Origin of the sequence: Lysinibacillus sp. KCTC 33748 (genome assembly GCF_002237755.1) — a bacterium.
Classification (GTDB): Bacteria; Bacillota; Bacilli; order Bacillales_A; family Planococcaceae; genus Lysinibacillus.
In genome coordinates, this window is record NZ_MWSJ01000001.1 from 65509 (window position 1) to 91019 (window position 25511).

Annotated in this window: 20 protein-coding genes and 1 riboswitch; of the genes, 14 read left to right on the forward strand and 6 right to left on the reverse strand. The window is 37.7% G+C overall.

Annotated elements, in window-relative coordinates:
* The first annotated feature begins 335 nt into the window (after positions 1-335).
* The gene (locus tag B1B04_RS00325; RefSeq protein WP_170938867.1) at positions 336-5504 is read left to right on the forward strand and encodes a collagen binding domain-containing protein; all 5169 of its coding nucleotides are present in this window, start codon (positions 336-338) and stop codon (positions 5502-5504) included.
* A 51-nt stretch (positions 5505-5555) separates the two neighbouring features.
* Here the strand turns inward: B1B04_RS00325 and B1B04_RS00330 are convergent, their stop codons facing one another.
* Positions 5556-6224 (reverse strand): class A sortase, encoded by a 669-nt coding sequence (locus B1B04_RS00330; RefSeq protein ID WP_079559349.1) that lies wholly within the window; start codon positions 6222-6224, stop codon positions 5556-5558.
* A gap of 154 nt (positions 6225-6378) precedes the next feature.
* The gene (locus B1B04_RS00335; protein WP_053484500.1) at positions 6379-6564 is read right to left on the reverse strand and encodes a 2-hydroxymuconate tautomerase; all 186 of its coding nucleotides are present in this window, start codon (positions 6562-6564) and stop codon (positions 6379-6381) included.
* 170 nt (positions 6565-6734) lie between these two features.
* Here B1B04_RS00335 and B1B04_RS00340 point away from each other — a divergent pair, with 170 nt between their 5' ends.
* Entirely contained in the window at positions 6735-7250 is a 516-nt protein-coding gene (locus B1B04_RS00340; protein ID WP_079559350.1) for a YwhD family protein, read from the forward strand.
* A gap of 348 nt (positions 7251-7598) precedes the next feature.
* On the opposite strand, the gene B1B04_RS00345 is transcribed toward B1B04_RS00340, so the two are convergent.
* Complete coding sequence (locus tag B1B04_RS00345) at positions 7599-9656, reverse strand: transglycosylase domain-containing protein (protein ID WP_079559351.1); 2058 nt, start codon at positions 9654-9656, stop codon at positions 7599-7601.
* A gap of 403 nt (positions 9657-10059) precedes the next feature.
* Between B1B04_RS00345 and speB the strand changes: the two genes are divergently transcribed.
* Positions 10060-10932, forward strand: coding sequence for an agmatinase (gene speB / locus B1B04_RS00350; RefSeq protein WP_079559352.1), 873 nt, complete (start codon positions 10060-10062; stop codon positions 10930-10932).
* A gap of 437 nt (positions 10933-11369) precedes the next feature.
* Here the strand turns inward: speB and B1B04_RS00355 are convergent, their stop codons facing one another.
* Positions 11370-12488 carry a hypothetical protein gene (locus tag B1B04_RS00355; RefSeq protein WP_079559353.1) on the reverse strand — a complete coding sequence of 373 codons (1119 nt, stop codon included), beginning with the start codon at positions 12486-12488 and terminating at the stop codon, positions 11370-11372.
* A 423-nt stretch (positions 12489-12911) separates the two neighbouring features.
* Positions 12912-13628, reverse strand: a complete 717-nt coding sequence (locus B1B04_RS00360) for a 3-ketoacyl-ACP reductase (RefSeq protein WP_079559354.1) — start codon at positions 13626-13628, stop codon at positions 12912-12914.
* Positions 13629-13793: 165 nt separating this feature from the next.
* Between B1B04_RS00360 and B1B04_RS00365 the strand changes: the two genes are divergently transcribed.
* The 5 genes from B1B04_RS00365 (at position 13794) to B1B04_RS00385 (ending at position 17474) form a co-directional block, all read left to right on the forward strand.
* Positions 13794-14165 (forward strand): winged helix-turn-helix transcriptional regulator, encoded by a 372-nt coding sequence (locus tag B1B04_RS00365; protein ID WP_079559355.1) that lies wholly within the window; start codon positions 13794-13796, stop codon positions 14163-14165.
* A gap of 353 nt (positions 14166-14518) precedes the next feature.
* Positions 14519-14677 carry a TetR family transcriptional regulator gene (locus B1B04_RS00370; protein ID WP_079559356.1) on the forward strand — a complete coding sequence of 53 codons (159 nt, stop codon included), beginning with the start codon at positions 14519-14521 and terminating at the stop codon, positions 14675-14677.
* 281 nt (positions 14678-14958) lie between these two features.
* Positions 14959-15726 carry a CPBP family intramembrane glutamic endopeptidase gene (locus B1B04_RS00375; protein ID WP_079559357.1) on the forward strand — a complete coding sequence of 256 codons (768 nt, stop codon included), beginning with the start codon at positions 14959-14961 and terminating at the stop codon, positions 15724-15726.
* A gap of 420 nt (positions 15727-16146) precedes the next feature.
* Positions 16147-16716 (forward strand): TetR/AcrR family transcriptional regulator, encoded by a 570-nt coding sequence (locus B1B04_RS00380; RefSeq protein WP_079559358.1) that lies wholly within the window; start codon positions 16147-16149, stop codon positions 16714-16716.
* Entirely contained in the window at positions 16713-17474 is a 762-nt protein-coding gene (locus B1B04_RS00385) for a CPBP family intramembrane glutamic endopeptidase (protein ID WP_079559359.1), read from the forward strand. The genes B1B04_RS00380 and B1B04_RS00385 overlap by 4 nt, the downstream gene beginning before the upstream one ends.
* A 62-nt stretch (positions 17475-17536) precedes the next feature.
* On the opposite strand, the gene B1B04_RS00390 is transcribed toward B1B04_RS00385, so the two are convergent.
* Complete coding sequence (locus tag B1B04_RS00390; protein ID WP_079559360.1) at positions 17537-18472, reverse strand: threonine ammonia-lyase; 936 nt, start codon at positions 18470-18472, stop codon at positions 17537-17539.
* A gap of 206 nt (positions 18473-18678) precedes the next feature.
* Between B1B04_RS00390 and B1B04_RS00395 the strand changes: the two genes are divergently transcribed.
* From B1B04_RS00395 to B1B04_RS00420, 6 genes are all read left to right on the forward strand, one after another.
* Entirely contained in the window at positions 18679-19110 is a 432-nt protein-coding gene (locus B1B04_RS00395) for a YwiB family protein (RefSeq protein ID WP_079559361.1), read from the forward strand.
* Positions 19110-20777, forward strand: coding sequence for an arginine--tRNA ligase (gene argS / locus B1B04_RS00400; RefSeq protein ID WP_079559362.1), 1668 nt, complete (start codon positions 19110-19112; stop codon positions 20775-20777). The genes B1B04_RS00395 and argS overlap by 1 nt, the downstream gene beginning before the upstream one ends.
* 75 nt (positions 20778-20852) lie before the next feature.
* Positions 20853-21392, forward strand: coding sequence for a hypothetical protein (locus B1B04_RS00405; protein ID WP_139376930.1), 540 nt, complete (start codon positions 20853-20855; stop codon positions 21390-21392).
* A gap of 92 nt (positions 21393-21484) precedes the next feature.
* Positions 21485-21874 (forward strand): MerR family transcriptional regulator, encoded by a 390-nt coding sequence (locus tag B1B04_RS00410; RefSeq protein ID WP_079559364.1) that lies wholly within the window; start codon positions 21485-21487, stop codon positions 21872-21874.
* Positions 21867-23369 carry a class I adenylate-forming enzyme family protein gene (locus tag B1B04_RS00415; protein ID WP_079559365.1) on the forward strand — a complete coding sequence of 501 codons (1503 nt, stop codon included), beginning with the start codon at positions 21867-21869 and terminating at the stop codon, positions 23367-23369. The genes B1B04_RS00410 and B1B04_RS00415 overlap by 8 nt, the downstream gene beginning before the upstream one ends.
* Position 23370: 1 nt before the next feature.
* Positions 23371-25038, forward strand: a complete 1668-nt coding sequence (locus tag B1B04_RS00420) for an acyl-CoA dehydrogenase family protein (protein WP_079559366.1) — start codon at positions 23371-23373, stop codon at positions 25036-25038.
* Between the two features lie 143 nt (positions 25039-25181).
* Positions 25182-25363, forward strand: a riboswitch (cobalamin riboswitch).
* The last annotated feature ends 148 nt before the right edge of the window (positions 25364-25511 follow it).

The following is a 25511-nucleotide window of genomic DNA, read 5'->3' on the forward strand; positions in this document are numbered from 1 at the left end:
TTTTAGAATTTTATAAATAAAAAGTCCAGGATTGTTTAGAATTTGTTTAGTATAATCGTTTATAATGAGTCGAAAACCCTAAAATCGGTTGTGCCTATTATTAAGGGTATCACAAAAGTACTATGGATATATTCTAATTGTACATCGCACATACATAAGTCATCGTAAGTGCCTATTCGTGAGTACTTATTCGAGTGTATTCATATAAACGACCATTGAATAGAAGGAAAGAGGGACCAACCTATTGTTTGCGGCATGCTTTTCGAGACGAAAGGATGCAACGTCGTCAGCAAACACCAATAGGTAACTCTCTGAACTTAGAAAAGGAGAGAAACATGCGAAAATTTAAAAAACTAAACATAGCAATAATCTTAATGCTACTCGTATTCCAAACAGTCCTTTCACCGATTTCAGTGTTTGCGATTGACGGAGCACAAACTTTAGCACATTCAGCTGAATCTGGAGATGTGGGTAGTAGTGATAACACGAGAGTAGGTGAATCGCCTGAAACCTCAACTGAACCTGAAAAAGGTGATGGTTCTATTACTGGTACCACGGGAGTAATTGAACTACCTGAAACCTCAACTGGATCTGAAAAAGGTGATGGTCCTATTACTGGTTCCGAGGGCGTAGTTGAACTACCTGAAACCTCAACTGGATCTGAAAAAGGTGATGATCCTGTTACTGGTTCTACGGGTGTAGGTAAACTCCCTGAAACACAAACTGAACCTGAAAAAGGCGATGTTAGTGGTGAAGGAGAAAATCCAAAAGAAGATAAGGATGATGAAACTACACCCCCATCATATGATCAAATTATGTCTGTTGATGTAATTAAAAATGTTGAGTTTACTGTGGATGGAAAAAAGGTAAGTCCAAATGAAAGTATTAATGTTTCTAACGGACAATCTGCAGAGTTTAAATTTCATTTAGAACTAGAAGCGGGACATAACTATGGTCCGGGTACAACATTAACGTACACTTTACCGGATATTTTTGAAAATATCACTTTCCCGAAAGGAACAGCTTACGGTGAGGTAGGTACAATTTCAAAAAGTGGAAATGACATTGTAATTACATTCAACGAAGCTTTACGAGATGATGTAGGAACGGGTGTAGCCCTTGAGCCAGGTGCGTACTTTAGCGTACAAGCAAACTTTGCAAGCGGTAATACGGAATGGGAAGAAACAATTAGTTTACCCGGCACTGAAAACATTAAGTTGAATTTCCAACCTAAAACGAGCGGTAAACCGGTGTCCAAATCAGGTGTAGCAGATAATGGTGGGAAAAATAGTAAGTTTATTGACTGGACAGTAGATGTTAATACAGATTTACGAGTTAATGAAGCATCAGGCACTTCAGATTTTGTTGATACACTAGAAGGGGCGCATACATTTAAGCAAGATTCTGTAAAAATTACAAAGTTAAATGTATCACCAAATGGCGCGATAACAGTCTCTAATGACCCTGTCATTGTGACTCCAATCTTCGATAACAATAAAATGACAATTGCATTGCCGAATGAAAAGCATACTGCTTACCGCATTACGTATCAAACAGAAGTTGGTGACGCAGGTAACGTTAATAATGCTATCTTTGAAAATGAGGCAACTTATAATGGGAAATCTACTACTGTATCAGTAAACGTGAGCTTTGGTGATCCATTAGCAAAAACGCATACAGGTCCTACTGCTAGTGATTTAAGAACATATTGGACAATTAAGTATAACTTCAATAACCGCAATATTTCACAGGAAAACGCAGTACTAACGGACATCTGGACTGATACTCAAGAATTAGTAGGAGAGGTACAAGTGTTTGAGGCAGATGGTAATACTCCTGCCGCTATTTCTTATAAAGTGGATAAAGATGGAAATAGTTTTAAATTAAAATTTAATGCTCCTGTAACAAAACCGTATGTTATCAAATATGTAACAAAGCCAAAAGATGGTGTGTATCCAACTGAGAGTTTTACGGTAAAAAATGAAGTATCACGCCCAGATATGTCAAAACCGGTAGAAGATTATTCTAATTATAATAAAATAAATCTATTACTAAATAAATCTGCAAATGGTATTGACTATCAAAATAAAACAATGTCATGGAAGATTGTGGCGAACCAAGCTGGTTATAATTTAGCTGCTGGAACTGTGTTTACTGATGATTTTACAGATCGAAACCTTACTTTAAAAGTTGATACTTTGGAAGTGAAAATAGGTAATAAGCCTTTAGTTAGTGGTAAAGATTATACGCTAACAAATAAAGATAAAGCTGGTTTTGAAATTACTTTAAACGATGAAATAAAAGAGCCTATCGTAATTACGTATGATACTGAATACGATATTCGACATGCTGGATCAAATACAATTGAATATCATAATAAAGTAACAATGACAAATGATAATTTGCCGAAATCTCCTTCTGCTTCAGCAGAACAAGAGATTCGGACTGAACAAAAAACAAATGGTAAAAAAGAAGGTCATTATAATTACGAAACAAAAACCTTCTACTGGGATGTTGAATTTAACTTTAACTACAATTCTTTAAAAAATGCTGTATTTGAGGATAAATTACCAGATACACAAAAAGTTCAAAATATTGTAGTGCAAAAAGGTGAACTAAATGCAAGTGGTGTTTTCACAGGAACAGAAACAATAGAGATTCCAAACACTTCAGGTAAACCGAACGAAATTAAGCTTGAACTAGGGGATATTAATAGTCCTTATAAAGTGACATATGAATCAGTAGATGAAGATGGCATATTCCCACATGGGAACCCAGTACGTATTACGAATACAGCTACATTAACAAGCGATGAAGGTGAGAATGCTTCGTGGTCAAAAACAGTTGATGTAAATCATACAGATAAAATTTTAAACAAAATGGGTCATCAAGCTGATCGTGGTTCTGCAGTAGCTAAGTGGAATTTTGAGTTTAACTACGCACAATCAAAATTAGACAATGTAGTCATTACCGACACAGTGGGTAAAGATGAAGATGGTAACCCAGAACAAATGATTTTAGAAGATACATTTAGAATTTATAAAGTTGCATTGTCTGGAACAACTCCAAGTAATCCAGCTGAAAAAAAGACACTTTTAGATCCAAGTGAGTATACATTAAATGTAGATATGAAAAACGGTACGTTCACTCTTAATTTAGGTGATGTAACTGCAGCATACTATATAGAATACGAAACAGTATTTACAGGAGAATCAGGCTCTGATGCTGAAAATGAAGTAGAAGTAAGCTATCAAGGTGGCAGTCAAACAAGTGGAAAAGATAGCTGGTCAATTGCTGATTTTAATTACGGTAACCAAGCATCAACAGTTAAAGTACCATTTGTCATTTTAAAAACGAATGCTGCAACAGGCGAAGTAATGCAAGATGTTGAGTTTACTTTATACAGCCAATACACAGGAAATAAACCATTAGTTAGCGCAAAAACAGATGAAAACGGTGTATTAGACTTCGGATTAAAATTAGCTGAGGGTAAATATACATTAAAAGAAACAAAAGTTGATGGTTTTGAAAATCCGGATGTAATCTTTACATTAAATCGAGATGAAAAAGCAACATCAGGTCCTTTTGAGGGTAAACAAATTGTTGAAATCGCCAACATACCAGAAAGTCCATTGAAATGTTCACTGTTTGAATTAACAGTATACGATATTGACGGTAAATTAGTGGATGGAACAGTAACATTAGTAAGTAAAGCGACGGGATTATCAGAAAATCATACTGTTAAAAACGGTAAAGTTACTTTTACTCCAGACCAAGTTAAAGCAGGTCAGTACGATGTTATTTATAATGGTGAGACGTTAAAAACGATTACTGTAGAGTACAGTGAAAACTGTAACGCGAGTATTCAACCAGCACCTAAGTGCGAAAACTTCACAATCGTAGTTAAAGATACAGACGGCAACATCCGTACAAATATTAAAGAGTTAACATTAAAATCAGGTACTACAGAAGTAAAGGCATCAACTGATGCATCAGGTAAGTTTATTTTTGAATCAAACAAAACTAATGCTGATAATGGCGTGAAGCCAGGTGAATATACCGTATACGAAGGTAACCAATTCTTGGGGACAGTAACTTTAACGTATACAAAAGACTGTGGGCATGAATTTATTGTTGAACAGGCACCAAAATGCGAAGAGTTTAAATTAACTGTAAAAGATGTTGATGGTAATAATATTACTGACGGTACTTCAACAATCGTTGTTAAAGATGCTGACGGTAACGAAATTATTAGCACAAAAACTACGACAGGTGTTATTGAATTAACTGATTTAGAACCAGGTATTTATACAGTTGAAGTAAATGGTGAAAAAATTGGTACTTTCGAAACGAATATCGAATGTGAAAAAACAGTTCAACCAGCACCAAAATGTGAGCTATTCACATTAACAGTGAAGGATGAAAATGGCAATCCGCGTCCTAATGTTAGCAATATCACAATCAAAGATAAAGCAACAGGAGCAATTATTGCTACTAATCAAACGACAAATGAATTAGGTCAAATTACGATTCAATCTAAAGACATTCCTTCAGGTGAATATAGTGTATATCAAGGCGATCTATTCATTGGTCAAATAACAGTTAAATATTCAGTTAAATGTGAAGCAGAAGTATCAGCAGCACCTGCTTGTCCTTCATTTACATTAACAGTACTAACTGAACTTGGAACGCCTAATGTGAATGCAAAGATAACAATAAAAGATGCTAAAGGTAATATCGTTAAAGATGCAGACGGTAATGAAGTTCTCACAACTAGTATTGCAGGAACGGTTCTATTGCCAAATGAAGCTATTAAACAAGGTACGTACAATGTATATGATGGTACTAGTTTAATTGGCTCATTTACTGTAAAAGATACATGCGCTGCAACAGTAAAACCTAAATCAACAAGTGGCGGAGGCGGTGGTGGCTGGACGCCTAACCCAGATCCAGGGAAACCAGTTGATCCAGATCCAGAAAAACCAGTTGACCCAAAACCGGATCCGGAAAAACCAGTTGATCCAGAGAAACCGACTCCAGAACCAGAAAAGCCGGTTGATCCAGAAAAACCAACAAAACCAAAACCAGATCCAGAGAAGCCAGTTAATCCAACAAATCCAGGTGGTTCAGGTAACGAAACAGATCCAAAAGATCCAACAAACCCAACAAAACCTGAAAAACCAACTGTAGAAGAAGTTATTGATCAAGGAAAAGAATTAAAGCCATACAATCCTTCTACAGCGGATAAAGATACATTAGATGAATATAATGGTTTCCTCGATAAATACAACAAGTTATCTAAAGAGGAACAGGCAGAAGTAGATAAATATCTGGATATTGATAAAATCAAAGCAGATGCAAAAGAAATGGAAGCGCAGTTAAACGCGCAAGGCAAGCTGCCACAAACAAATGGAGCAAACCAAACAGCTCTTACACTAATTGGTGTAGCGCTTGTTCTAGGTGCATTATTCTTATTGCGCCGTCGCAATACAGAAGTGAAATAATTTTCAATAAGAAAACCCCAGGATCGTAAAAATCTTGGGGTTTTTCTTATGCTAGAAGGTTTCTGATAGTTTTGCAGGTGCTTTGTCGAATGGATATTGCTCGACAAATTCTGCTTGTACGGCAAGTCGTTTCGTACCCTCATCAGCACATGTAACGAGGGTTAGAAGCGTTTTATCAGGGATATCATCAATAACATAAACATCTGTTGCAGCGATGATTTCCTTAGTTGTGATCTTGTACTCATAAATATTCGTTAAATCCGTTAAATATATCGTATCTCCTATGCTAGCTTTATATAAGGGGCCAAATAAAATATCTTTTTCTTCAAAATAATGACCTGCTAATGCGTAGTTTCCTTGTCCAAGTTTTTGAGTAGGCTTCATCGTGCCTGCTCCAACGGCAAGAGCGGCGTTACCAACTCCTTTGACGATAGGTAGTTTCATATCCACACTAGGGACTGCGATACTACCGATGACAGGCATTTTGCTGGCGGTTGTCTGCGCTTTTAAAACTTCCGCTATGGAAAGGGATTGCACGGCTTCAAATTCAAAATCGGCATCTGCATTTTTGTTTTTGGCCATCTCCTCAGCGCTGTAATCAGTTGTATTTAATTGTTTACTCAAATGGGCAATAATTGCATGTTGAATGGGGTTAATAAAAATAAGTAAGAGGCCAACGATAAGCATACAAATGAGTAGTGGCAGTTTAAATTTATTCATGTCATAAAACACATCCTAGTATTGAAATTACGAGTTGCCGGTAGTGGTCCTATTCCGTATATAGAACCGAAAAACGCCTGTAACAAGCTTCTAAACGAAGGCTACCATACGTTAAAAATGGGTAGAGCTTTATATGCTCTACCCGTTCTAATCTTTATTTATCGCTGAAGCGTACGCCTGCAACACCGTAATGGTTTTTAGACATTTCTTCGATGAAGACTGTTACATTTTCTGGTGGCGCATTCACTGTACGAGAAACGGCTTCTGTTACTTCCTTTACGAGTGCACGTTTTTGTTCTTCAGTACGACCTTCAAGCATTTTCACTGTTACGTATGGCATAATATTGCCTCCTTTATTGAATAATGTTGTATAGTTAGTTTATAAGAAAGTATTATATAAACTTCTTACTTATATGTAGGCATTTGCGCTATGCTAGTAGCGTTCATTACGACGCTAATACGCATAACAATGCTTTAATTTTATAATAGCAGAATGGAGGTAGTTAAAGTATGGCAAATGAAGAAAAACCAAAACAAAAAATGGGCTTTACTATTATTAAAAATGATCCAACAGACGGACATAAGGGATTTGGTATCGGTTCGCTTTCGCTTGAAAACGTATCGCCAGTCATTATCGATATAGAAGAGGGGACGGCATCAGTTGAAATCGGTGCTATGCATGCTCGCAGTGATGTGGAACGAGGTATTAAATTTACGACAGATCGCGCTGATTCAGAAGGTGGAAAAGCGTATTGGCTAGTATGGGTGACAATCGATCATAAAGCGGATGGACCTTACTATGCGGGTGTAACTGCGTGTGAAATGGTAGTTAATCGTGAAAAACGTCGTGGCTACAAAATTTTAGCTGATCATGTGAATAGAATGGATAAATCTATGAAGCGTCACATTATGGTAGAGCATATGGATGCGCCGTCTAAAAAGGTGTTAGCTTCTTTCTTAGCCGAGCTCAACCCTGACTTATGGGCACGCAGTGAGGAGCAATTGCGTCAAGGTTTATTTGTTTAATAGACCTACAATGATTGAACAATCTGTGACATTTCATAATCGCTTTCATATAAGGTTGAAAGTGAGTTTGAAACCAAGTAAACTTGATAAAGAACTTACATTTTAGTAAGCTAGGACACTTGGTTCTGCGAATGTGATGAGCGCTATGCGGCATTTGAACAACCCAAACCCAAGCCAAATGCCCCATGATTCTCATCTACTTCGCGAACCATAAAAAGAAAAGCTTTCTGTTCCCACGGACACAGCTCCGGGGAAGAGAAAGCTTTTCTTTTTAGTTTATGTCTGTTACTTTGTCGAGAGCCTTCGCTAATAAAACGCTTATTGCAGATAAAGGTTCCGCATGATTCGTTAATTTTTAAAAATGTTGAATGGGAGCATATTCCAGAACTCTCCCCACGTATCGGTATCGAGAATATCAAAGTTTGAAGAACATTTTTCGGTTGGTACATCTTTAGCATCCATATAGATCAGACGTTGTTGAGGGCAGGCATTTGTCGCTAGTTTACCTGATTCAATATCGATGACCGCACCTTTAACGCCTTTCGGTTTTTTGAAATCCTCGTTCTTTGTTCCTTTATTGACAGTCTCCATAAAGTCGATCCAAATTTGCTTAGTAGCAGCGGTATCTTCTCTTTCTGTTAGATTTTTCCCTTGATCATAGCCGTTCCATACGCCGGCAGTTAAGCTAGGTGTAAATCCAATCAGCCACTGATCGCTATTAGTAGAGCCAGATTTTGCTGCATACGTATGCGTCATACGAGAGCGAATGCTAATCCCTGTAGCGGGAGAATAATCACTAAAGACTGGATCGAAAATACCTGTCATCATCTCTGTTAAGATATACGTATTTTCTTTTGAGAGAACTGTTTCAGCTTCTTTACTAACTTCTTTATTTTCGTAGATAGTATCGCCGTTAGCATTTTTAATAGAAACAATAGTAGTAGGCGTAGTTTTTTTCCCTTGCGATGCTAAAATATTATAAGCATTCGTCATTTCATATAATGTTGTTTCGGTCGTTCCAAGTGCCATGGATAAATTGTCCTTCTTACCAATAGTCACGTCGAAGCGATCAGCCATTTCGTGAAATGGTTTAAAGCCAATCTCCTCTAAAGTTTTAACAGCGTAAATATTATCAGAAATAGCGATAGCTTGTGCCATTGACATATCATGGTTTGCAAATTGACCGTTAACATTTTTAGGTGAATATGTGGCCCGTCCATGATCATAAGTGAAAGTTGTCTCACCTACATCTAAAAGTGTTAATGGTGTATAACCATTCTCTAAAGCTGCCGCATATAAAATAGGTTTAATGGTCGAGCCTGGCTGACGTTTTGCCTGTGTAACCCTGTTAAATGAACTTGCAGCATAGTCACGACCTCCAACTAATGCTGTAACGGAGCCTGTATTGGATTTCATACTAACAAAAGCAGTTTGAAGATCATCAGCAGGCATATGTTTAGCTACAGCTTCTTCAGCTGCCTTTTGATGTTCTAGATTAATCGTTGTTTGGATAGTCCAGCCACCCTCACTAATGTCGAGATTTTTTGATTTCAAAATTTCACTAGCCTCTTGCCATGCTACGTCAAGGAAAAATGGTGCTACAGATTTTGTGGCTACCCAGCTATCATTCTTTAAGACAAGCTTTTCACTTTCTGCACGTGTTTTTTCATCTTGCGTAATAGCACCCTGATCAGTCATCAATTTTAAAATAACGTGTTGGCGATTAGTTGCCTTCTCTAAATTGACAATAGGGGAGTAAATACTTGGCCCTTTTGGAACACCGGTTAACATTGCTGCTTCCGCAAGTGTTAAATCTTTTGCAGACTTTCCATAATAAAATCGGCTTGCAGCTTCTACGCCGTACATACCGTGGCCGTAGTAAACAGTATTTAAGTAACCTTCTAGTATTTCATCTTTATCATAAAAAACTTCTAATCTATAAGCATACAGTGCTTCATTTAATTTTCGTGTCCACGATTTCTCATGTGAAAGATATAGATTCCGAGCATATTGTTGTGTAATTGTACTTGCTCCTTGAACTTTACTTCCAGCCTTAATATCAACTAATATTGCACCAGCGATACGAGAAAAATCCAAACCGCCATGCTTATAAAAATCTTTATCCTCAACAGCTACTACTGCTTGCTTTAAATAGGGAGACATCTCATCAAGACTAACCCAGTAACGTCGTTCATTCGCAAAGTGATCCCCAATTTGGTTCTCATTTTCATCTAAGAAAATAGAGGCTTTAGGTACGGTTAAAGGCGGGGCACCGGCCACTTGAACATAGACGCGTAAAGCTATAAATGCTACTACAATTGCGGATGTAAAGGCAACAAAATAGGTAAGTGCTTTACGTGTACGCTTTGAACGTTTTTGCTTACGTTGATAGCTTTTTCTCTTCATCCGACTTCACCTCGTTTTCTCACACTTGCGTATAGTATGTGTTTGAACATTCATATTTAATCGAAATTATTGGTAAAAACTATTGCACTTTATTCAAAAACATCTATACTTTTTTTGTACTGTTTGAAATGCTAGCATTCGACAAAAGAATAGCACGTTGTAGATTTTAATCGAATTCTGCTAGACGTTCCAATAATGTATACGAGGATACAGGGATAGAGGTTTCATTACATTCCTGTAAGCCCTTAATAGAGGTTCATTATCACAAGTTATAAAATAGATTTCATGTGGAAAAATGATTGGAGGGGGATTGGACACCCTCAATTGGAGCGGAAATCAATTTAGTAATGAACTGATGAAAATGAATGTAATAGGATTAATTTCTAAAAGTGGAGGTCTATTAATGAGATTTGATGAAGCTTATTCAGGAAATGTTTTTATAAAAAGTCATCCTACGTATGAGGATGCTCAGGCGGTCATTTATGGTATGCCAATGGACTGGACAGTTAGTTACCGTCCGGGCTCACGTTTTGGCCCTCAGCGTATTCGTGAAGTATCCATTGGTCTAGAAGAATACAGCCCATACTTAGACCGTGAGTTAGAAGAAGTGAAATATTTTGATGCGGGTGATATTCCGTTACCATTCGGCAACGCACAACGCTCGTTAGATGAAATTGAAAAGTATATCGAGACGCTTTTAGCGGATGGTAAAATCCCTGTAGGTATGGGTGGCGAACATTTAGTATCTTGGCCTGTTATGAAAGCTGTATCAGCAAAATATGATGACTTAGCAATTATTCACTTCGATGCACATACAGACTTACGTGTAGAATATGAAGGAGAGCCCCTTTCACACTCAACACCTATTCGCAAAATTGCTGAACATATCGGACCGAAAAATGTATATTCATTTGGTATTCGTTCAGGTATGAAAGAAGAATTCGAATGGGCGAAGGAAAATGGCATGCACATTTCAAAATTCGAAGTGCTAGAGCCATTAAAAGAGGTATTACCGTCTTTAGCGGGTCGCAACGTTTACGTAACGATTGATATAGATGTACTTGACCCAGCACATGCGCCAGGTACAGGAACAGTAGATTGCGGAGGCATTACATCAAAAGAATTACTAGCGTCTATCCATGCAATTGCAGCGAGTAACGTCAATGTAGTGGGCTTTGACCTAGTTGAAGTTGCACCAATCTACGACACATCGGAAATGACAGTAAATACAGCTTCGAAGTTATTGAGAGAAATGATTTTAGGCTGGGTAAAATAAATAAGGTTTTCTAGTGTTTATATAAACTGGTTGGAGTGGGGTTAGCAATAAGCTAGCCCCATTTTTCTTTAAACTTTGACTAAATACAGATACTGTTTGCACCATCATCTCCTAGAGAATGTGTCCATAAACTGTATGGATCATTTCAGCAGTATTTCCTAATCGTTCGGCAATGGCTTTTACTTGGATATCATTATTCATAAGAATTTTTGCATGTGTATGCGGAAATCCTTTTTTGCTTAGAGCAAAGTTGTCACCGACTCTGAAATTTAAGGTTAGTGGATAAGTGGGGAAATTTCGGACTGCAGACTGTTAATAACTAAAAAAATTATGGCGAGAAAAATACTCACAATAAGCGTATAGGGCTATAAGGAGATAAGAAAGGGGTTAATCCCTAAATCATTGTTTAATGACTTTTAGGATAACCCCGAAATATATTAATGTTTTGAAGTATAAACTTTACCGTTTATCGTTACTTTAGAAGCTGAGATTAGTATTTCTTTATTTGCTTCATAATATGGATTTAAAATTTTATCGAAAGCATCCCATTTTGCATTTGATTTTTCATAGTCACCTTTTTTAGCAAGAGCTGTTGCTTCTTCATATAGCTTTTTTAATTCTTTTTGATCATTTGACTTGATTTCGAAATCAAAGTTAGAAAAGAAATCTTCAAAGCTGATTGGCTTAAAATAAGGATCAAGCAATTCATTGAATTCACCCCATAGCTTGTCAGATAATTGTTCGTTTTTATCTGTATCAGCTTTTTTAGCATCATTGTATAAAGTTTTTAGTTTTGGCATAGCTTCAACCGGGATATCTAATTCCAAATCTGAGATGTATTCTTCAAATGTTATCGGTGGATTTAGAGCATCTAAGTAAGGCTGAAGAACCTTCTGGAATTCATCGAATTTTTCTTGTGCGTCCTCTTCTTTATTAGATTTTTCTAGTTTTATCCACTGTTTATAAATATCTTTCAGTTGTTTTTTATCTTTTTCTTTAATAACTATATTTTTTTCACTAAATCCATACTCTTCAATGAACTCTTCAAAAGATATAGGTACCCAGCTAGTTAAAATATACGGCTTTGTGATTTTATCCATTTCAAGATTAACTTTTTCTACTTCATCATATTTCTCTTCTTTTTCTAACTTCTTCATTTGATTAAATAACTTTTCTAATTTTGCTAGGTCTTCTTTTGTTATTTCTTTAGGTAAGCTTTTTTTATATGTGTCAAACGTATAGAAGTCTGAATAATCTTGTACTAAGCTACCTTCTACAGAGATTTCCTGACCTTCTACTAAGTTCATTTTTTCTAATTGCTTATCTGAAAATTTCTGAAGGTCGATATAATAGTTTTTGCCGTCTTTCCCTTTAATTGAGATGCTATCTCCGTAAACACTTTTAATAGTGCCTTTAATTTGTTGTTCAGCTTTAACAGTTATTTCGTTTGTTGTTTTCGTTGTTGTAGTTGCCTCAGCTTGATATGGCGTGAAGACAGCCATCCCTATTGTTAGTGCTGATACAATCATCCATGATTTTTTAGTTGTTTTTTTCATAATTATTTCTCCTCTTGTTTAAATGGTTTAATTACTAATTATTGGACGTCTTTCCAACTATAAAAAGTTAGTTAAAGTTAAAAAATTTTTAAAATAGTTGGAAGTTATAGATTGATAATTAAATCGAAGGCGGAAAAAGAGGCTATACATTTAATGAATGATGAGTTAGAACTAAGGAAATAATTCTCTTTAATTGTGGTGCTGGAAGAAGGTGCTAGTAAAGTACTTCGATAGAACCTTTATTTCGAAAAGAAGCGGGTGAGTAGGGGTAACTTTAAGCTCTAACTACAGAAACTATTTGTTCATCCAATTCCTAGAGAAAGTAGCCGTAAACTGTATGGATCTCATAGGAGCATATTGTTAAAAAAGAAAGGCGCCATTCCAAATACATCGGATAGCGCCTTGATATTTCATAGAGTTCTATTAAGGATTCGTTGACCAAAGTCCAGCATGTTTTAAGACAACACGTGGGTGAAGTTTTAGTTGTGCAACCATTAAATCTGCTAAATCTTCTGCTTGCATCACTTTTTCTGGATTGCCGTCTGTTAAGTTTAGTTCAACAGCCATATCTGTAGCAACTGTACTTGGCGTTAATGTTGTAACGCGAATATTTTTCTTACGCACTTCAAGCATTAATGACTCACTTAGTCCGATAACTGCAGCTTTTGAAGCCGAGTATGCGCTTGTAATTGGTGCACCTTTTTGACCAGCAGTTGAGGAAATATTAATGATATCGCCTGTGTTGCGCTCGATCATCTCCGGTAATACAGCACGTGTTGTGTAATACACACCTTTTACGTTGACATCGATAATATTTGTCCATTCTTCAGGCGTTAAGTCCATGAAGCCACCGAATTTAGAAATACCTGCATTGTTTACTAAAATATCAATCGCGCCAAGCTCACCGCGAATAGATTCAACGGCTGTAGTAATAGAGTCTAAATCCGCTACGTTTGCCGCAGCGATGGCTACCTTCACATCATATTGTTTTAGTTCCTCTGCTACTTGTTGTAAATTTTCAAGCGTACGTCCAACAAGACCTACGTGAATACCTTCTTGCGCAAATGCTACTGCTGTTGCGCGTCCAATTCCACGTCCAGCTCCTGTAATTAACGCCACTTTACCTGCGATTGCTTGCATGTTTTTCTCTCCTTTAGATAAGATCGTTTTATTTAGACGAAAAAATAGATTAAGATTTGTCTTTAAGACTAACCTCATTTTACTACGGTTTTCTACATTGTGAAGAGTGCACTTTTTTGTGCGGAGGTTACTAAAAGTTACTTATATGAAAAGGGAGTTAGCTTTATGTCAGATAAATTAAGAGAAGAGATAAAAGAGAGAATAATAAATAACGATTACCATTGTGAAAAAGAACTTACCTTATCGATCATAAGCGGTAAATGGAAAGTTGTTATTCTGTGGCATTTAGGCGTCGAAGGACCGCATCGCTTCAGTGAGCTTCAAAGACTTTTTCCGAAAATATCTCATAAGATATTATCAAACCAATTACGTGAACTGATGGAAGATAGGATTGTTCACCGAGAAGTGTTTCCAGAAGTTCCTCCGAAAGTCGAGTATTCAATGACTGAACTAGGGATGACGTTATTACCAATCGTTGAAATGATGTATGAATGGGGAAAACAGAGAATTAATCAAATTAAACAAGAAAGTGAATAAGGAAAATAAAGGTGATTTCGATTTGATTTGCCGTGCTGTTAGCGAAAGTGAAACGTCATCGCAAATACAGCTTGATATGAGGCTAAAGGTGGGGCGTAATGAGACCATTTTTAGCCCCAATTGCTTTTGTAATTTGGTTAACATGATCCGATAGATAATGGGAGTTTACGGACTTTCTTGGTGAAAAAAAGCTCATTTACAAAGTGAGTTTTTTTCATTTCTTTGGAAACTTTTTGATTAGTATTACATATCTTATTGCATAGCCAGGAAAATATTGTTACATCATAGGTAACTGATGTTACCTATCGAGGGAGGGGAATTTTTTTGGCACCTAAAGTACAGAAGAAATTTTAATGGATTGTGCTTTTGAAATGGCTAGAAAAAATGGGTTTGATAGTGTTAATGCAAGAGATTTAGCAAAAGAATTAGGGGTTGTTCGACAAAGCCTATATTTTATAGCGAAAGAATGTTTCGAGGCATACAAGAAAGTTCTTTTTGGGGAATGGGGTTAGCTTATATAAAGTTTGCGCGAGAGGAAAAAAAGTTATTTGAGCTGTTATTCCTATCCAATAAATATAAGATCACTAGCTTTTCAGAATTAGTAAATGAGGTAGAAAACCAAGGAATTATAGCGCTAATTTCAAACCTCTGCTAAGTCTCTATTTATAGATATATGGTTAACTACGCATGGTATTGCGATAAATACTTGCGATTTAGACAGCTCGGAAATTGAGGGTATTTTAAAAGACGTTTTTGAAGGTGTAAAACAAAAATTATTGAATGGAGAGAATAAATGAAAATGAAAAATTCACCTATTCTTTTATCGATACTATTCACTTTGCTTGCACTTGTTTTTCCTGCCATAGCTGGTGTAATTGTAACTGCCAAAAATATAAGTAGCTTAAGCTCTATATTTTTGATTCAATTTATTGCCACTGCAGGTGGTGTTCTAGTTACTCTTTGGATCATGAAAAAAAGTAAATTCTCTTTCCGGGATTTCGGATTTAGAAAATTTAAAGCAGAGGCATGGATAGCTGTTATCATTGTTTCTGAACTGGTTGCATTCATTAATGGTATTACAGATCAAGATGGTTTTTCTGCGCAATATTTATTTATTTTGCTTCTACTTGTTATTGCCGTTGGTTTTTGTGAAGAGCTTATTTTCCGAGGTCTAATTTTTAACTATTTATCAGCTAAAGGGCTTAAAGTAGCTATTTTAGGTTCCTCTATTTTGTTTGGTATTGGACATCTTGCAAATTTAGCTTCCGGTGCAGATTTTTTAATGACATTATTACAAATTACTTATGCATTCCTCTTTGGGCTAGTTTGTGCAGAAATTGTTGCAAAGACAAAAAGTATTATTTTTCCAATTATCTGGCACGCTATGCACGATTTTATTGCATTCATGACTGATAAAAGTGAGCCGGATGTTCTTGCTGTTTCTATTTATGTCTTTCAATGTCTAGTGCTAATTGGTCTCGCAATTTATTTCTGGAGAGTTTTATTCTCTAAGAAAGATGGAGAGAGAAATAAAAAAGGGAAGCCTGAAAGCTACGTTTAAACAAGATAAAAAGGCATTTACTCATTCATTTGAGTGGATGCTTTTTTGATGAGCTAATGTTGAAGCGTCTTCTTTGTTTATCCGAATAGGTAAAGCTCCTTACAGGGCAGCGTCGATACTAATGGTGGAGGGAGGTTCTGTGAACATTTTACCCTCGGAGAGTAAGGTTTTTATTCAGATTGAACATCGACAAGTTGTTATCTATAAAGTTAGTAGGGCATCAGTGAAAGATTTTGTTCTGCTAAAAGCAATCTTTGGGGAGTTCAAGGACTTTCTTTGGAAAAAAGCTCATTTACCAAGTTGAACTCTTTTTGCTTTTTCAAAACTTTCGATTAGTATCACATATCGTATTGACATAGACAGGAAAATATTGTTATTTTATAGGTAACAAGTGTTACCTATAAAGGGGGGCGAATTTTTTTGGCACCAAAAGAGAGATTTACAGAGGAAATTTTATTGGATTGTGCTTTTGAAATGACTAGGAAAAGTGGCATTGATAGTGTGAATGCAAGGGATTTGGGAAAAGAATTAGGTTGTTCGACAAAGCCTATTTTTCGATTATTCTCAAGTATGGACGATTTGAAGTATGCCATATATGAAAGAGCTAGCAATCTTTATAACGAAAGAATGTTTAAGGGCTTGCAAGAAAGTTCTTTTTTAGGAATGGGGTTAGCTTATATTAACTTTGCTCGCGAAGAAAATAAGTTATTTGAGCTATTATTCCTATCTAATAAATATAAGATCACGAGCTTTTCGGATTTAATAAATGACGTAGAAAATCAAGGAATTATAGCGCTAATTTCTAATTTAACGGGATTAACTCAAACCTCTGCTAAATCTCTATTTATTGATATATGGTTAACTACGCACGGTATAGCAACAATGTGTGCGACAAATACATGCGATTTAGATAGCTCGGAAATTGAGGGTATTTTAAAAGACGTTTTTGAAGGAGTAAAACTAAAATTATTGAATGGAGAAAATAAATGAAAATGAAAAATTCACCTATTCTTTTATCGATGCTATTTACTTTGCTAGCACTTATTTTTCCTTTCATAGCTGGTGTAATTATAGCTGTCAAAAATATAAGTAGCTTAAGCTCTATAACTTTGATTCAATTTATTGCCTTTGCAGTTGGTGTACTAGTTACTCTTTGGATCATGAAAAAAAGTAAATTCTCTTTCCAAGATTTCGGATTTAGAAAGTTTAAAGTAGAGGCGTGGATGGCTGTTATCGTTATTTCTGAGTTGACTGCATTCTTTAGTGGTATTACAGATCGAGATGGTTTTTCTGCGCAATATGTATTTATTTTGTTTCTATTTGTTATTGCCGTTGGTCTTTTTGAAGAGTTTATTTTCCGTGGCCTAATTCTCAAATATTTATCAGCGAAAGGGCTTAAAACGGCTATTATAGGCTCCTCTATTTTGTTTGGAATTGGACATTTTGTAAATGTACTTTCCGGTCAGGATTTTTTATTGACATTAATGCAAGTAGCATTTGCATGCCTCTTTGGGTTAGTTTGTGCAGAAATTGTTGCAAAGACAAAAAGTATTATGTTCCCGATTATCTGGCACGCTTCGCATGATTTTATTGCTATTCTGACCGATAAAAGTGAGCCGAATGTTCTTGCTGTTTCTATTTATATCTTTCATTGTCTAGTGTTAATTGGTCTCGCTATTTATTTCTGGAAAGCTTTATTTCCTAAAAAGGCGGTTATGAATTTAAAAAATCCAGAGAGTTACGTTTAAACTCGACAGTCAAAAAGGCATCTACTCATTCATTTGAGTAGATGCCTTTTTGGCTAGTATCTTTAAGTCCAAGCCTCTAATCCAACATTGCCTCCTGTAATGAGGAAACATACTTTTTCGTTTTTATGAATAGGTAAAGCTCCTTGCAGGGCAGCGCCAATTCCAATAGAAGAGGAGGGTTCTGCGATAATTTTACCCTCGGAGAGTAAGGTTTTCATCCCACGTTGGATCAAAGACTCATCTACACTTACAACCTCATCGACAAGCTGTTGGACAATTGGAAAATTTCGTTCCCCTGGCTGTAAAGTTAGTAGGGCATCTGCCAAAGATTTGTGTTCGGCTAAAAGCAATCTTTCACCAGCTTCTAAGCTTTTTGTGTAACGCGAAACAACAGCGGGCTCCACACCAATTATTTTGATATGAGGGGCTATGGATTTGACAGCAGTTGCAATGCCACTTAATAATCCACCACCACCAATAGGAACAACTATAGTATCGACAACTGGAAGCTGTGCTACTATTTCCAAGCCTACTGTTCCTTGTCCTGCCATAATATCGTAATCATCATAAGGATGTATGTTGTAATAGCCATAATCACGACTAAGCTTTTCAGTTAGGGTATGTCTTTCTGTTAGCTTACACTGTACAACTTCTGCACCTAAGGCACGTATTCCATCAACCTTAACGGTAGGAGCTGAATCAGGTAGAACAATTGTTGCCTTACTATTTAACAGTTTGGCAGCAAAGGCAACACCTTTACCATGATTACCTGAGGATGCAGCAACTACGCCTTTTTGTAATTGTTCTAATGGTGTGGAAAGCATTTTATTGAGAGCCCCTCGAAGCTTAAAGGAGTTTGTTTTTTGCATATTCTCGGCTTTTATGTAGACGTGACATCCTAAAAGATGATCGAGACCGTTTAATTGAATAATAGGCGTTTCAAAAATATAAGGAGAAATTCTTCGTTTAGCAGCATGAATTTGTTCAAGTGTTAACATATAGCAACCCTCATTTCAACAAAGTGATGAAAAATTCAGACTTTATAACATAACTGTAGATTTACTGGGGATTTGTGTCAATACTTAAATGGTAAGTAATTCTGAACAAACATCGGATAGAATACTTACTTCTATCTTGAAAAAATATGAGTATTCATCCTATAATAAAAAGGTTATAGTAAAAACATTAAAAGGGAGCGTCCATAATGGCGAACGAAGCAAGATCGCAGGTGAACATTAAGCTCATTTCTACGATTCGACCGATTGACGGGGAATCTGAAGGTTATGAAATGTTGCTAACAGGGCAGCTACTTGAAAAAGCAGGAAGCATATATTTGAAATATGAAGAGGTGCAGGAGGATAAAACCATCCGCACAACTATGAAGCTAGGCAATGAACAGGCATTAATTATGCGTAATGGAGCAATAAAAATGCGACTACCACTTAACATAATTGAACAACAAATGGGTCATTATGAAAGTGAATTAGGTTCAATGCCACTCGTCATAGACACGAAAGAAATGACGTTTACAAAGCAGGCAGTAAGCGGAGATTTCCATGTACAGTACGATTTACTAATGGGTGGGCAATCCGTTGGCAATTATACATTAGACATTACATTTACGGAGGTACAATGATGAACGCAGTAGAACAAGTACAACAAGCCATTAAAGTAGCAATTGCGCAGGCTGTTGAAAAAGCTGGTTTAGTCGAAGCTGGCACAGAGTTAAATATTCACCTAGAAACACCTAAGGATAAGGCGAATGGGGACTATGCAACAAACATTGCAATGCAATTAACGAAGTTAGCAAAAAAACCACCTCGTGCAATTGCAGAAGCAATATTAGAAAACCTAGACACAGCAGGTACAGATATTGAAAAAATCGATATTGCTGGCCCTGGATTCATGAATATTACTGTGCGTAAAGATTTCCTAACAGGTGTAGTAAAAGCAGTGCTTGAGCAAGGTGTAGATTATGGCCGTTCAAATGCTGGCGCAGGAGAAAAAATTCAAGTTGAATTTGTATCTGCAAATCCAACAGGAGATCTTCATTTAGGTCATGCACGTGGAGCTTCTGTAGGGGATTCATTATGCAATGTGTTAGATATGGCAGGTTACGCAGTATCTCGTGAATACTACATTAACGATGCAGGTAACCAAATTAATAACTTAGCGTATTCACTTGAAGCGCGTTATAAGCAAGCTTTAGGATTGGATGCTGAGATGCCAGAGGATGGCTACCACGGTCAAGATATTATTGAAATCGCTGGTAAACTAGTAGGAGAGCATGGCGATGCAATTTTATCAAAATCTGAAGAAGAACGTTTTGCATTCTTCCGTCAACATGGTTTAGCGTTAGAATTAGCCAAGTTAAAAACAGACCTTGCAAACTTCCGTGTAAACTTTGATGAGTGGTATTCAGAAACATCACTATACGAAAACGGCAAAATCGAAGTAGCGTTAGATAAACTGAAAGCGAATGGCCATGTATTTGAAGAAGACGGTGCAACTTGGTTCCGTTCGACAACTTTTGGTGACGATAAAGACCGCGTATTAATTAAAAATGATGGCTCTTTCACATATCTGACTCCAGATATCGCATACCATGAAGATAAAATTGTACGTGGCTTCGATAAATTAATTAATATTTGGGGCGCTGATCACCACGGCTATATCCCACGTATGAAAGCTGCTATTCAGGCGCTTGGTTACGACCGTGATACACTTGAAGTAGAAATCATCCAAATGGTTCAACTTTATAAAAACGGTGAGAAATTCAAAATGTCTAAACGTACAGGGAACGCTGTTACAATGCGTGAGCTTGTAGAAGAAGTTGGCTTAGACGCAGTTCGTTACTTCTTCGTGAAAACTGCAGGCGATTCTCACATGGACTTTGACCTTGACCTTGCCGTATCTCAATCAAACGAAAACCCAGTGTATTACGCACAATATGCGCATGCACGTATTTCTTCAATTTTACGCTCAGCAAATGAGCAAGGCTTTGCTGCAACAACAGATCATTTAAGCCTTTTAACTGCTGAAAAAGAAATCGATTTACTGAAAAAAGTGGGCGACTTCCCGAAAATGGTAGCAGATGCTGCGAAGCACCGTACACCACACCGTATCGCCAACTACATTCAAGAAACAGCAGCTGCATTCCACAGCTTCTATAACGCTGAAAAAGTGTTAGATGCTTCAAATAAAGAGCTAACAGAAGCTCGTTTAGCTCTTATCACTGCTGTGCGTACAACAATTGCCAACGCACTACGCTTAATCGGCGTATCAGCACCAGAAAAAATGTAATAATCGTCTTTCCAGCCCCCGGCACGATCATGTGCCGGGGGTTTTTTTCTGTTTTAGGAAGCAAGAGCGGTTGAGGTGACGGAAAGAGTGGCCGGGGTGACGGAAAGAACGGTTGAGGTGACGGAAAGAGCGGTTGAGGTGACGGAAAGAGCGGTTGAGGTGACGGAAAGAGTGGTTGAGGTGACGGAAAGAGCGGTTGAGGTGACGGAAAGAGCGGTTGAGGTGACGGAAAGAGCGGTTGAGGTGACGGAAAGAGCGGTTGAGGTGACGGAAAGAGCGGTTGAGGTGACGGAAAGAGCGGTTGAGGTGACGGAAAGAGCGGTTGAGGTGACGGAAAGAGCGGTTGAGGTGACGGAAAGAGTGGTTGAGGTGACGGAAAGAGTGGCCGGGGTGACGGAAGGAGTGGCTGGGGTGACGGAAGGAGTGGCCGAGGTGACGGAAAGAACAGTCGAAGTGACAGAAAGAACCGCTGAAGCGACGGAAATTGAAGTCATGGATAGAATCCCCAAAATCGTGGATAGAACCATCAAAATCGTGGATAGAACCCCAAAGTCATGGGTTGAACCATCAAAGTGCCGCGTAAAATCCCTGAAACAAACAGATTTATCTCTCTAAAACTATAATTTTCTGTAAAATTCAGATATTTTGTTGAAGTTTACGTTAGCGTCAATGATATACTGATGAAAAATGGGAAAGGGGAGATGGTGTTGAAGACGATTCAAGAAGTGGCTAAGCAGTTTAAGGTTTCAACACGGACAATTCGCTATTATGAGGAGCTGGGGCTGCTTCATCCCAATCGATCATCTACTAATCAACGAACCTTTTCAAAAAAAGAATTAGCGAAGCTTAAGCTTATTTTCCGAGGAAAGCGGTACGGTTTTTCACTTGAGGAAATTAAGGAGATGGTATTGCTGTTTGATTATGATCGCACGGGCATTCAGCAGTTGGAGCGTACGGTCGAATATGGGGAACAAAAAATTGAAGAGATTGATGGCAAAATCGCAGAGCTTGTACAGATGAAAAAAGAGATACAGCAATTACAAGGCATATTTACAGAAAAATTAGCGACTTTAAAGGGAGAGATGCTTGATGAATAGTTCTAATTTGTTAGCACGTAATGCGCGAAAGTACCCTATGAGTGAAGCGGTTGTTTGTCAGGGAAGACGAGTAACTTATCGTGATTTAGATGAGCAAGTGACACGTTTTAGTCATGCTTTAGTAGAGCAGGGTGTTCGACAAGGCGATAATGTAATCATTTTTATGCCAAATGTTGTAGAGTTTGTTGTTAGCTATTTTGCTATTCAGCGCATCGGGGCTATTGTCGTTCCAGTAAATGCGAAATTTACGTTGCAGGAGGTCGAGTATGTAGCTCGGCATGCTGATGCTAAAGCTATTTTAGTGCATGAGGCAATTTTTGCAGCAATTGAAAACATCACAGTAGTTCCTTTAAAAATCAAAACGGGTCAAGAGCACGTAGGCTGGCTAAACTATGAAACACTTATTGAACATGCGAGCACTCAAACAATTGATTGCCAGTTAAATGAAGAGGATGTCTCAACGATTTTATATACATCGGGTACAACGGGAAAACCAAAGGGTGTGTTGTTTAGTTATCGTAATATTTTATCTGTAGCGCAAATGATTGCAGTGGAAATGGAAGTAAAACCAGAAAGCCGGTTCCTTCTAATGATGCCGTTAACGCATTCAGCTCCATTACATTTATTTTTAATGGCTGGGGTATTTGTAGGATCAACAAACGTGTTAACACCAACGTTTACACCTGATTTATTTATTGATTCAATGGAGCAGGAGCGGACAACGCATTTCTTTGGAGCACCTGTTGCATATTTGTTAACTGCCCAACTGCCAAGATTGCAAACAGCTGATTTATCATCGATGAAATGGTGGGCATATGGTGGCGCACCGTTATCACAAAACGAAGTCCGTCATTTACAAAAATCTTTTAGAACAGAAAATTTAACTTGTGTCTATGGCTTAACAGAGGCTGGTCCAAACGGTTCAATATTGCTTGGTGAAGAGCATGCAACGAAGGCGGGGAGCGTTGGACGACGTGCACCACTTGGAGCGGAGCTTCGTATTATCAACGACAATGGAGAAGATGTCAGTGTTGGTGAAGTAGGAGAAATTGTGTTATTCGGTGAGAGCAATATGGTGGGTTATTACAAGGATGATATCGCAACAAAGGCTGCATTTATAGATGGTTGGCTGAAAACAGGTGACTTAGCTCGCTTAGATGAGGACGGCTATATTTGGATTGTCGATCGTAAAAAGGATGTCATTTTTTCAGGCGGTGTAAATATTTATCCGAAAGAAATTGAAGATCGTATGTTGAGCTATGAGGGAATATTTGAAGTTGCTGTAATAGGTGTACCACATCCGGAGTGGGGAGAAACGGTGAAGGCTGTTTATGCTGCTAAAACAGAAATTGACGAGAACGAACTTAAAGCTTATTTGGAGGAGCATCTTGCTAAATATAAAATTCCACGTATCTTTGAAGTTGTGGAAGCGCTACCACGAAATGCATCAGGCAAAATACTAAAACAAACGTTGAAAGGACAAGAGGTGAGATAGCATGAAGGTTTTACAGCAGGAAGAACTGAAAACAACAAACTTTTTTAAAGAGAATGATACACTTCAAAACGTTTTAGAAATGATGCTAGATAAAGAGTTTGCGGAATATGCAACACGTGAGCTAACGGATTTCGGTGAGCTTTGTGCCGGAGATATTGATGTGAGAGCTAAACATACGGATAGGGAGGGTGAACCTCGATTACAAAGGTATAATGCTTATGGTGAAGAAGTGTCGGAGATTTGGGTCAATGACGGCTATAAAAAAACAATTGAAGAGACGTACAATACTGGCATTGTTGGCTATGTGCATAAAGATATTCCGCAATTAGGTAGAAAGGGCAACTATGTGTATAGCTTTGCTCAAGGCTATATACTATCACATGCTGAACCAGGCTTTTACTGTCCTGTTACGTTAACGATGGCAACTGCTTATTTACTTGATCATTATGCGAGTGATGAGGTGAAGGAGCGCTTTTTACCACATGTTTGTGCAACTGGAGAGACAGAGCTCTATGAGGGGGCTACATTTTTAACGGAGCGCCAAGGTGGCTCTGATGTCGGAGCGAATGTTGTAGAGGCAAGGCAGGACGGCAAGCAGTATCGTTTATATGGTGAGAAATATTTTGCATCTAACGCTGGAATGTGTGGAGTGACCATGGTATTGGCACGCATAGAAGGGGCTCAGGCAGGTTCAAAGGGTTTAACATTGTTTGCAGTTCCATGGAGAAAGGATGATGGCACAGTTAATAACCTGCGTGTTCGGCGTTTAAAGGATAAACTTGGTGTTAGAGCAGTACCTTCTGGTGAGGTGGAATTTGATGGGGCGCTAGCATATGTTGTCGGTGACCTAAATAAAGGGATTTACTATATGTTGGAGGCGCTTAATTTATCAAGAATTTGCAATGCAGTTGCCTCTATCGGCATCATGCGCCGCGGTTATTTAGAGGCGAAGCACTATGTGACAAATCGCCATGCATTTGGTAAACCTTTAACGCAATATCCTATGATTCAGGATACACTAGGGAAATTAGCTGCCAAGCTTCATGTAGAAGTTGCCACAGTTTTTGACCTTATTCAGCTGTACGATAAAGTAACTAGTGGGCAGGGGAATAAAGAGGACATCATTTTGAACCGCTTGTATATTGCAATCATGAAAAAAGAAACGGCAGAGCAAGCTGTGCATTATGCGAGTGAAGCCATTGAATTACATGGCGGAAACGGCTATATTGAAGATTTTGTTACACCACGGTTATTAAGAGATGCTCAGGTCCTTACCGTGTGGGAGGGGACTGCGAATATTTTAGCATTAGAGCTCATTCGCTTAGTTGATAAGTTTCATGTGCATGAAATGTTTGTTCGTGTCATGGAGGAACGTCTAGAAAAACTAGCTGACAATTCATTAGTTGAAATTGTAGTAGGGCAATTAGCAAAACTAGATTCAACTTTGCAAACATTTAGCCGTTTAGATGATGCAACAAAAACGTTTGAGGCAAAAAAGGTCGCAGAGCAAATGGCACATGTATATGAAAGTGTTGTAGCAGTTGAATGGGCACAAAGATTCGGCGGCAAATATGAGAAGCTAGCAGATATTTATTTAGAGAACACATGGGCATTACGAGAAATGGGTGCACCAATGAAAACGGTACAGTATTTTACAGACATCGTTTAACTTTTTGCAGCGGGTGTCCAAACAAAATAGAGGAACCCAGTCAAAGAATGCCACGTCCTGTGGCGATTATACTGAGCATAATTGATTTGATGAAGAGTCGTCTCGAATGGAGGCGACTTCTTTGATTTTCATGTATAATACAATCAACTGAATATTATAAAGGTTCTTTACTTAAGTAAAGTGAAAAGGGAAATCGGTGTAATTCCGATGCGGTCCCGCCACTGTAAGTGTGAGTTTTTTCAATCTGCGCCACTGAAAATTTCGGGAAGGCTTGAAAAAGCGTAGAAGCACGAGCCAGGAGACCTGCCTTTATAGAAAACACGTTGTAGCCTACGAGGATAGGATGGTGGATTTTGTATATGTATATTGTGCAAATTTGACCCCCTCATTTTTTTATGATGAGGGGTATTTGTTTTGTAAGCTGAATATCGATAAATTTGACAAAGAGGGCGATAACCCTACAATGTTAGGTG

Bases quoted from the DNA above. Each gene is read 5' to 3' on its own strand.
- B1B04_RS00325 (WP_170938867.1), top strand. From the start codon at position 336: ATGCGAAAATTTAAAAAACTAAACATAGCAATAATCTTAATGCTACTC.
- B1B04_RS00330 (WP_079559349.1), bottom strand. From the start codon at position 6,224: ATGAATAAATTTAAACTGCCACTACTCATTTGTATGCTTATCGTTGGC.
- B1B04_RS00335 (WP_053484500.1), bottom strand. From the start codon at position 6,564: ATGCCATACGTAACAGTGAAAATGCTTGAAGGTCGTACTGAAGAACAA.
- B1B04_RS00340 (WP_079559350.1), top strand. From the start codon at position 6,735: ATGGCAAATGAAGAAAAACCAAAACAAAAAATGGGCTTTACTATTATT.
- B1B04_RS00345 (WP_079559351.1), bottom strand. From the start codon at position 9,656: ATGAAGAGAAAAAGCTATCAACGTAAGCAAAAACGTTCAAAGCGTACA.
- speB (WP_079559352.1), top strand. From the start codon at position 10,060: ATGAGATTTGATGAAGCTTATTCAGGAAATGTTTTTATAAAAAGTCAT.
- B1B04_RS00355 (WP_079559353.1), bottom strand. From the start codon at position 12,488: ATGAAAAAAACAACTAAAAAATCATGGATGATTGTATCAGCACTAACA.
- B1B04_RS00360 (WP_079559354.1), bottom strand. From the start codon at position 13,628: ATGCAAGCAATCGCAGGTAAAGTGGCGTTAATTACAGGAGCTGGACGT.
- B1B04_RS00365 (WP_079559355.1), top strand. From the start codon at position 13,794: ATGTCAGATAAATTAAGAGAAGAGATAAAAGAGAGAATAATAAATAAC.
- B1B04_RS00370 (WP_079559356.1), top strand. From the start codon at position 14,519: ATGGATTGTGCTTTTGAAATGGCTAGAAAAAATGGGTTTGATAGTGTT.
- B1B04_RS00375 (WP_079559357.1), top strand. From the start codon at position 14,959: ATGAAAATGAAAAATTCACCTATTCTTTTATCGATACTATTCACTTTG.
- B1B04_RS00385 (WP_079559359.1), top strand. From the start codon at position 16,713: ATGAAAATGAAAAATTCACCTATTCTTTTATCGATGCTATTTACTTTG.
- B1B04_RS00390 (WP_079559360.1), bottom strand. From the start codon at position 18,472: ATGTTAACACTTGAACAAATTCATGCTGCTAAACGAAGAATTTCTCCT.
- B1B04_RS00395 (WP_079559361.1), top strand. From the start codon at position 18,679: ATGGCGAACGAAGCAAGATCGCAGGTGAACATTAAGCTCATTTCTACG.
- argS (WP_079559362.1), top strand. From the start codon at position 19,110: ATGAACGCAGTAGAACAAGTACAACAAGCCATTAAAGTAGCAATTGCG.
- B1B04_RS00415 (WP_079559365.1), top strand. From the start codon at position 21,867: ATGAATAGTTCTAATTTGTTAGCACGTAATGCGCGAAAGTACCCTATG.
- B1B04_RS00420 (WP_079559366.1), top strand. From the start codon at position 23,371: ATGAAGGTTTTACAGCAGGAAGAACTGAAAACAACAAACTTTTTTAAA.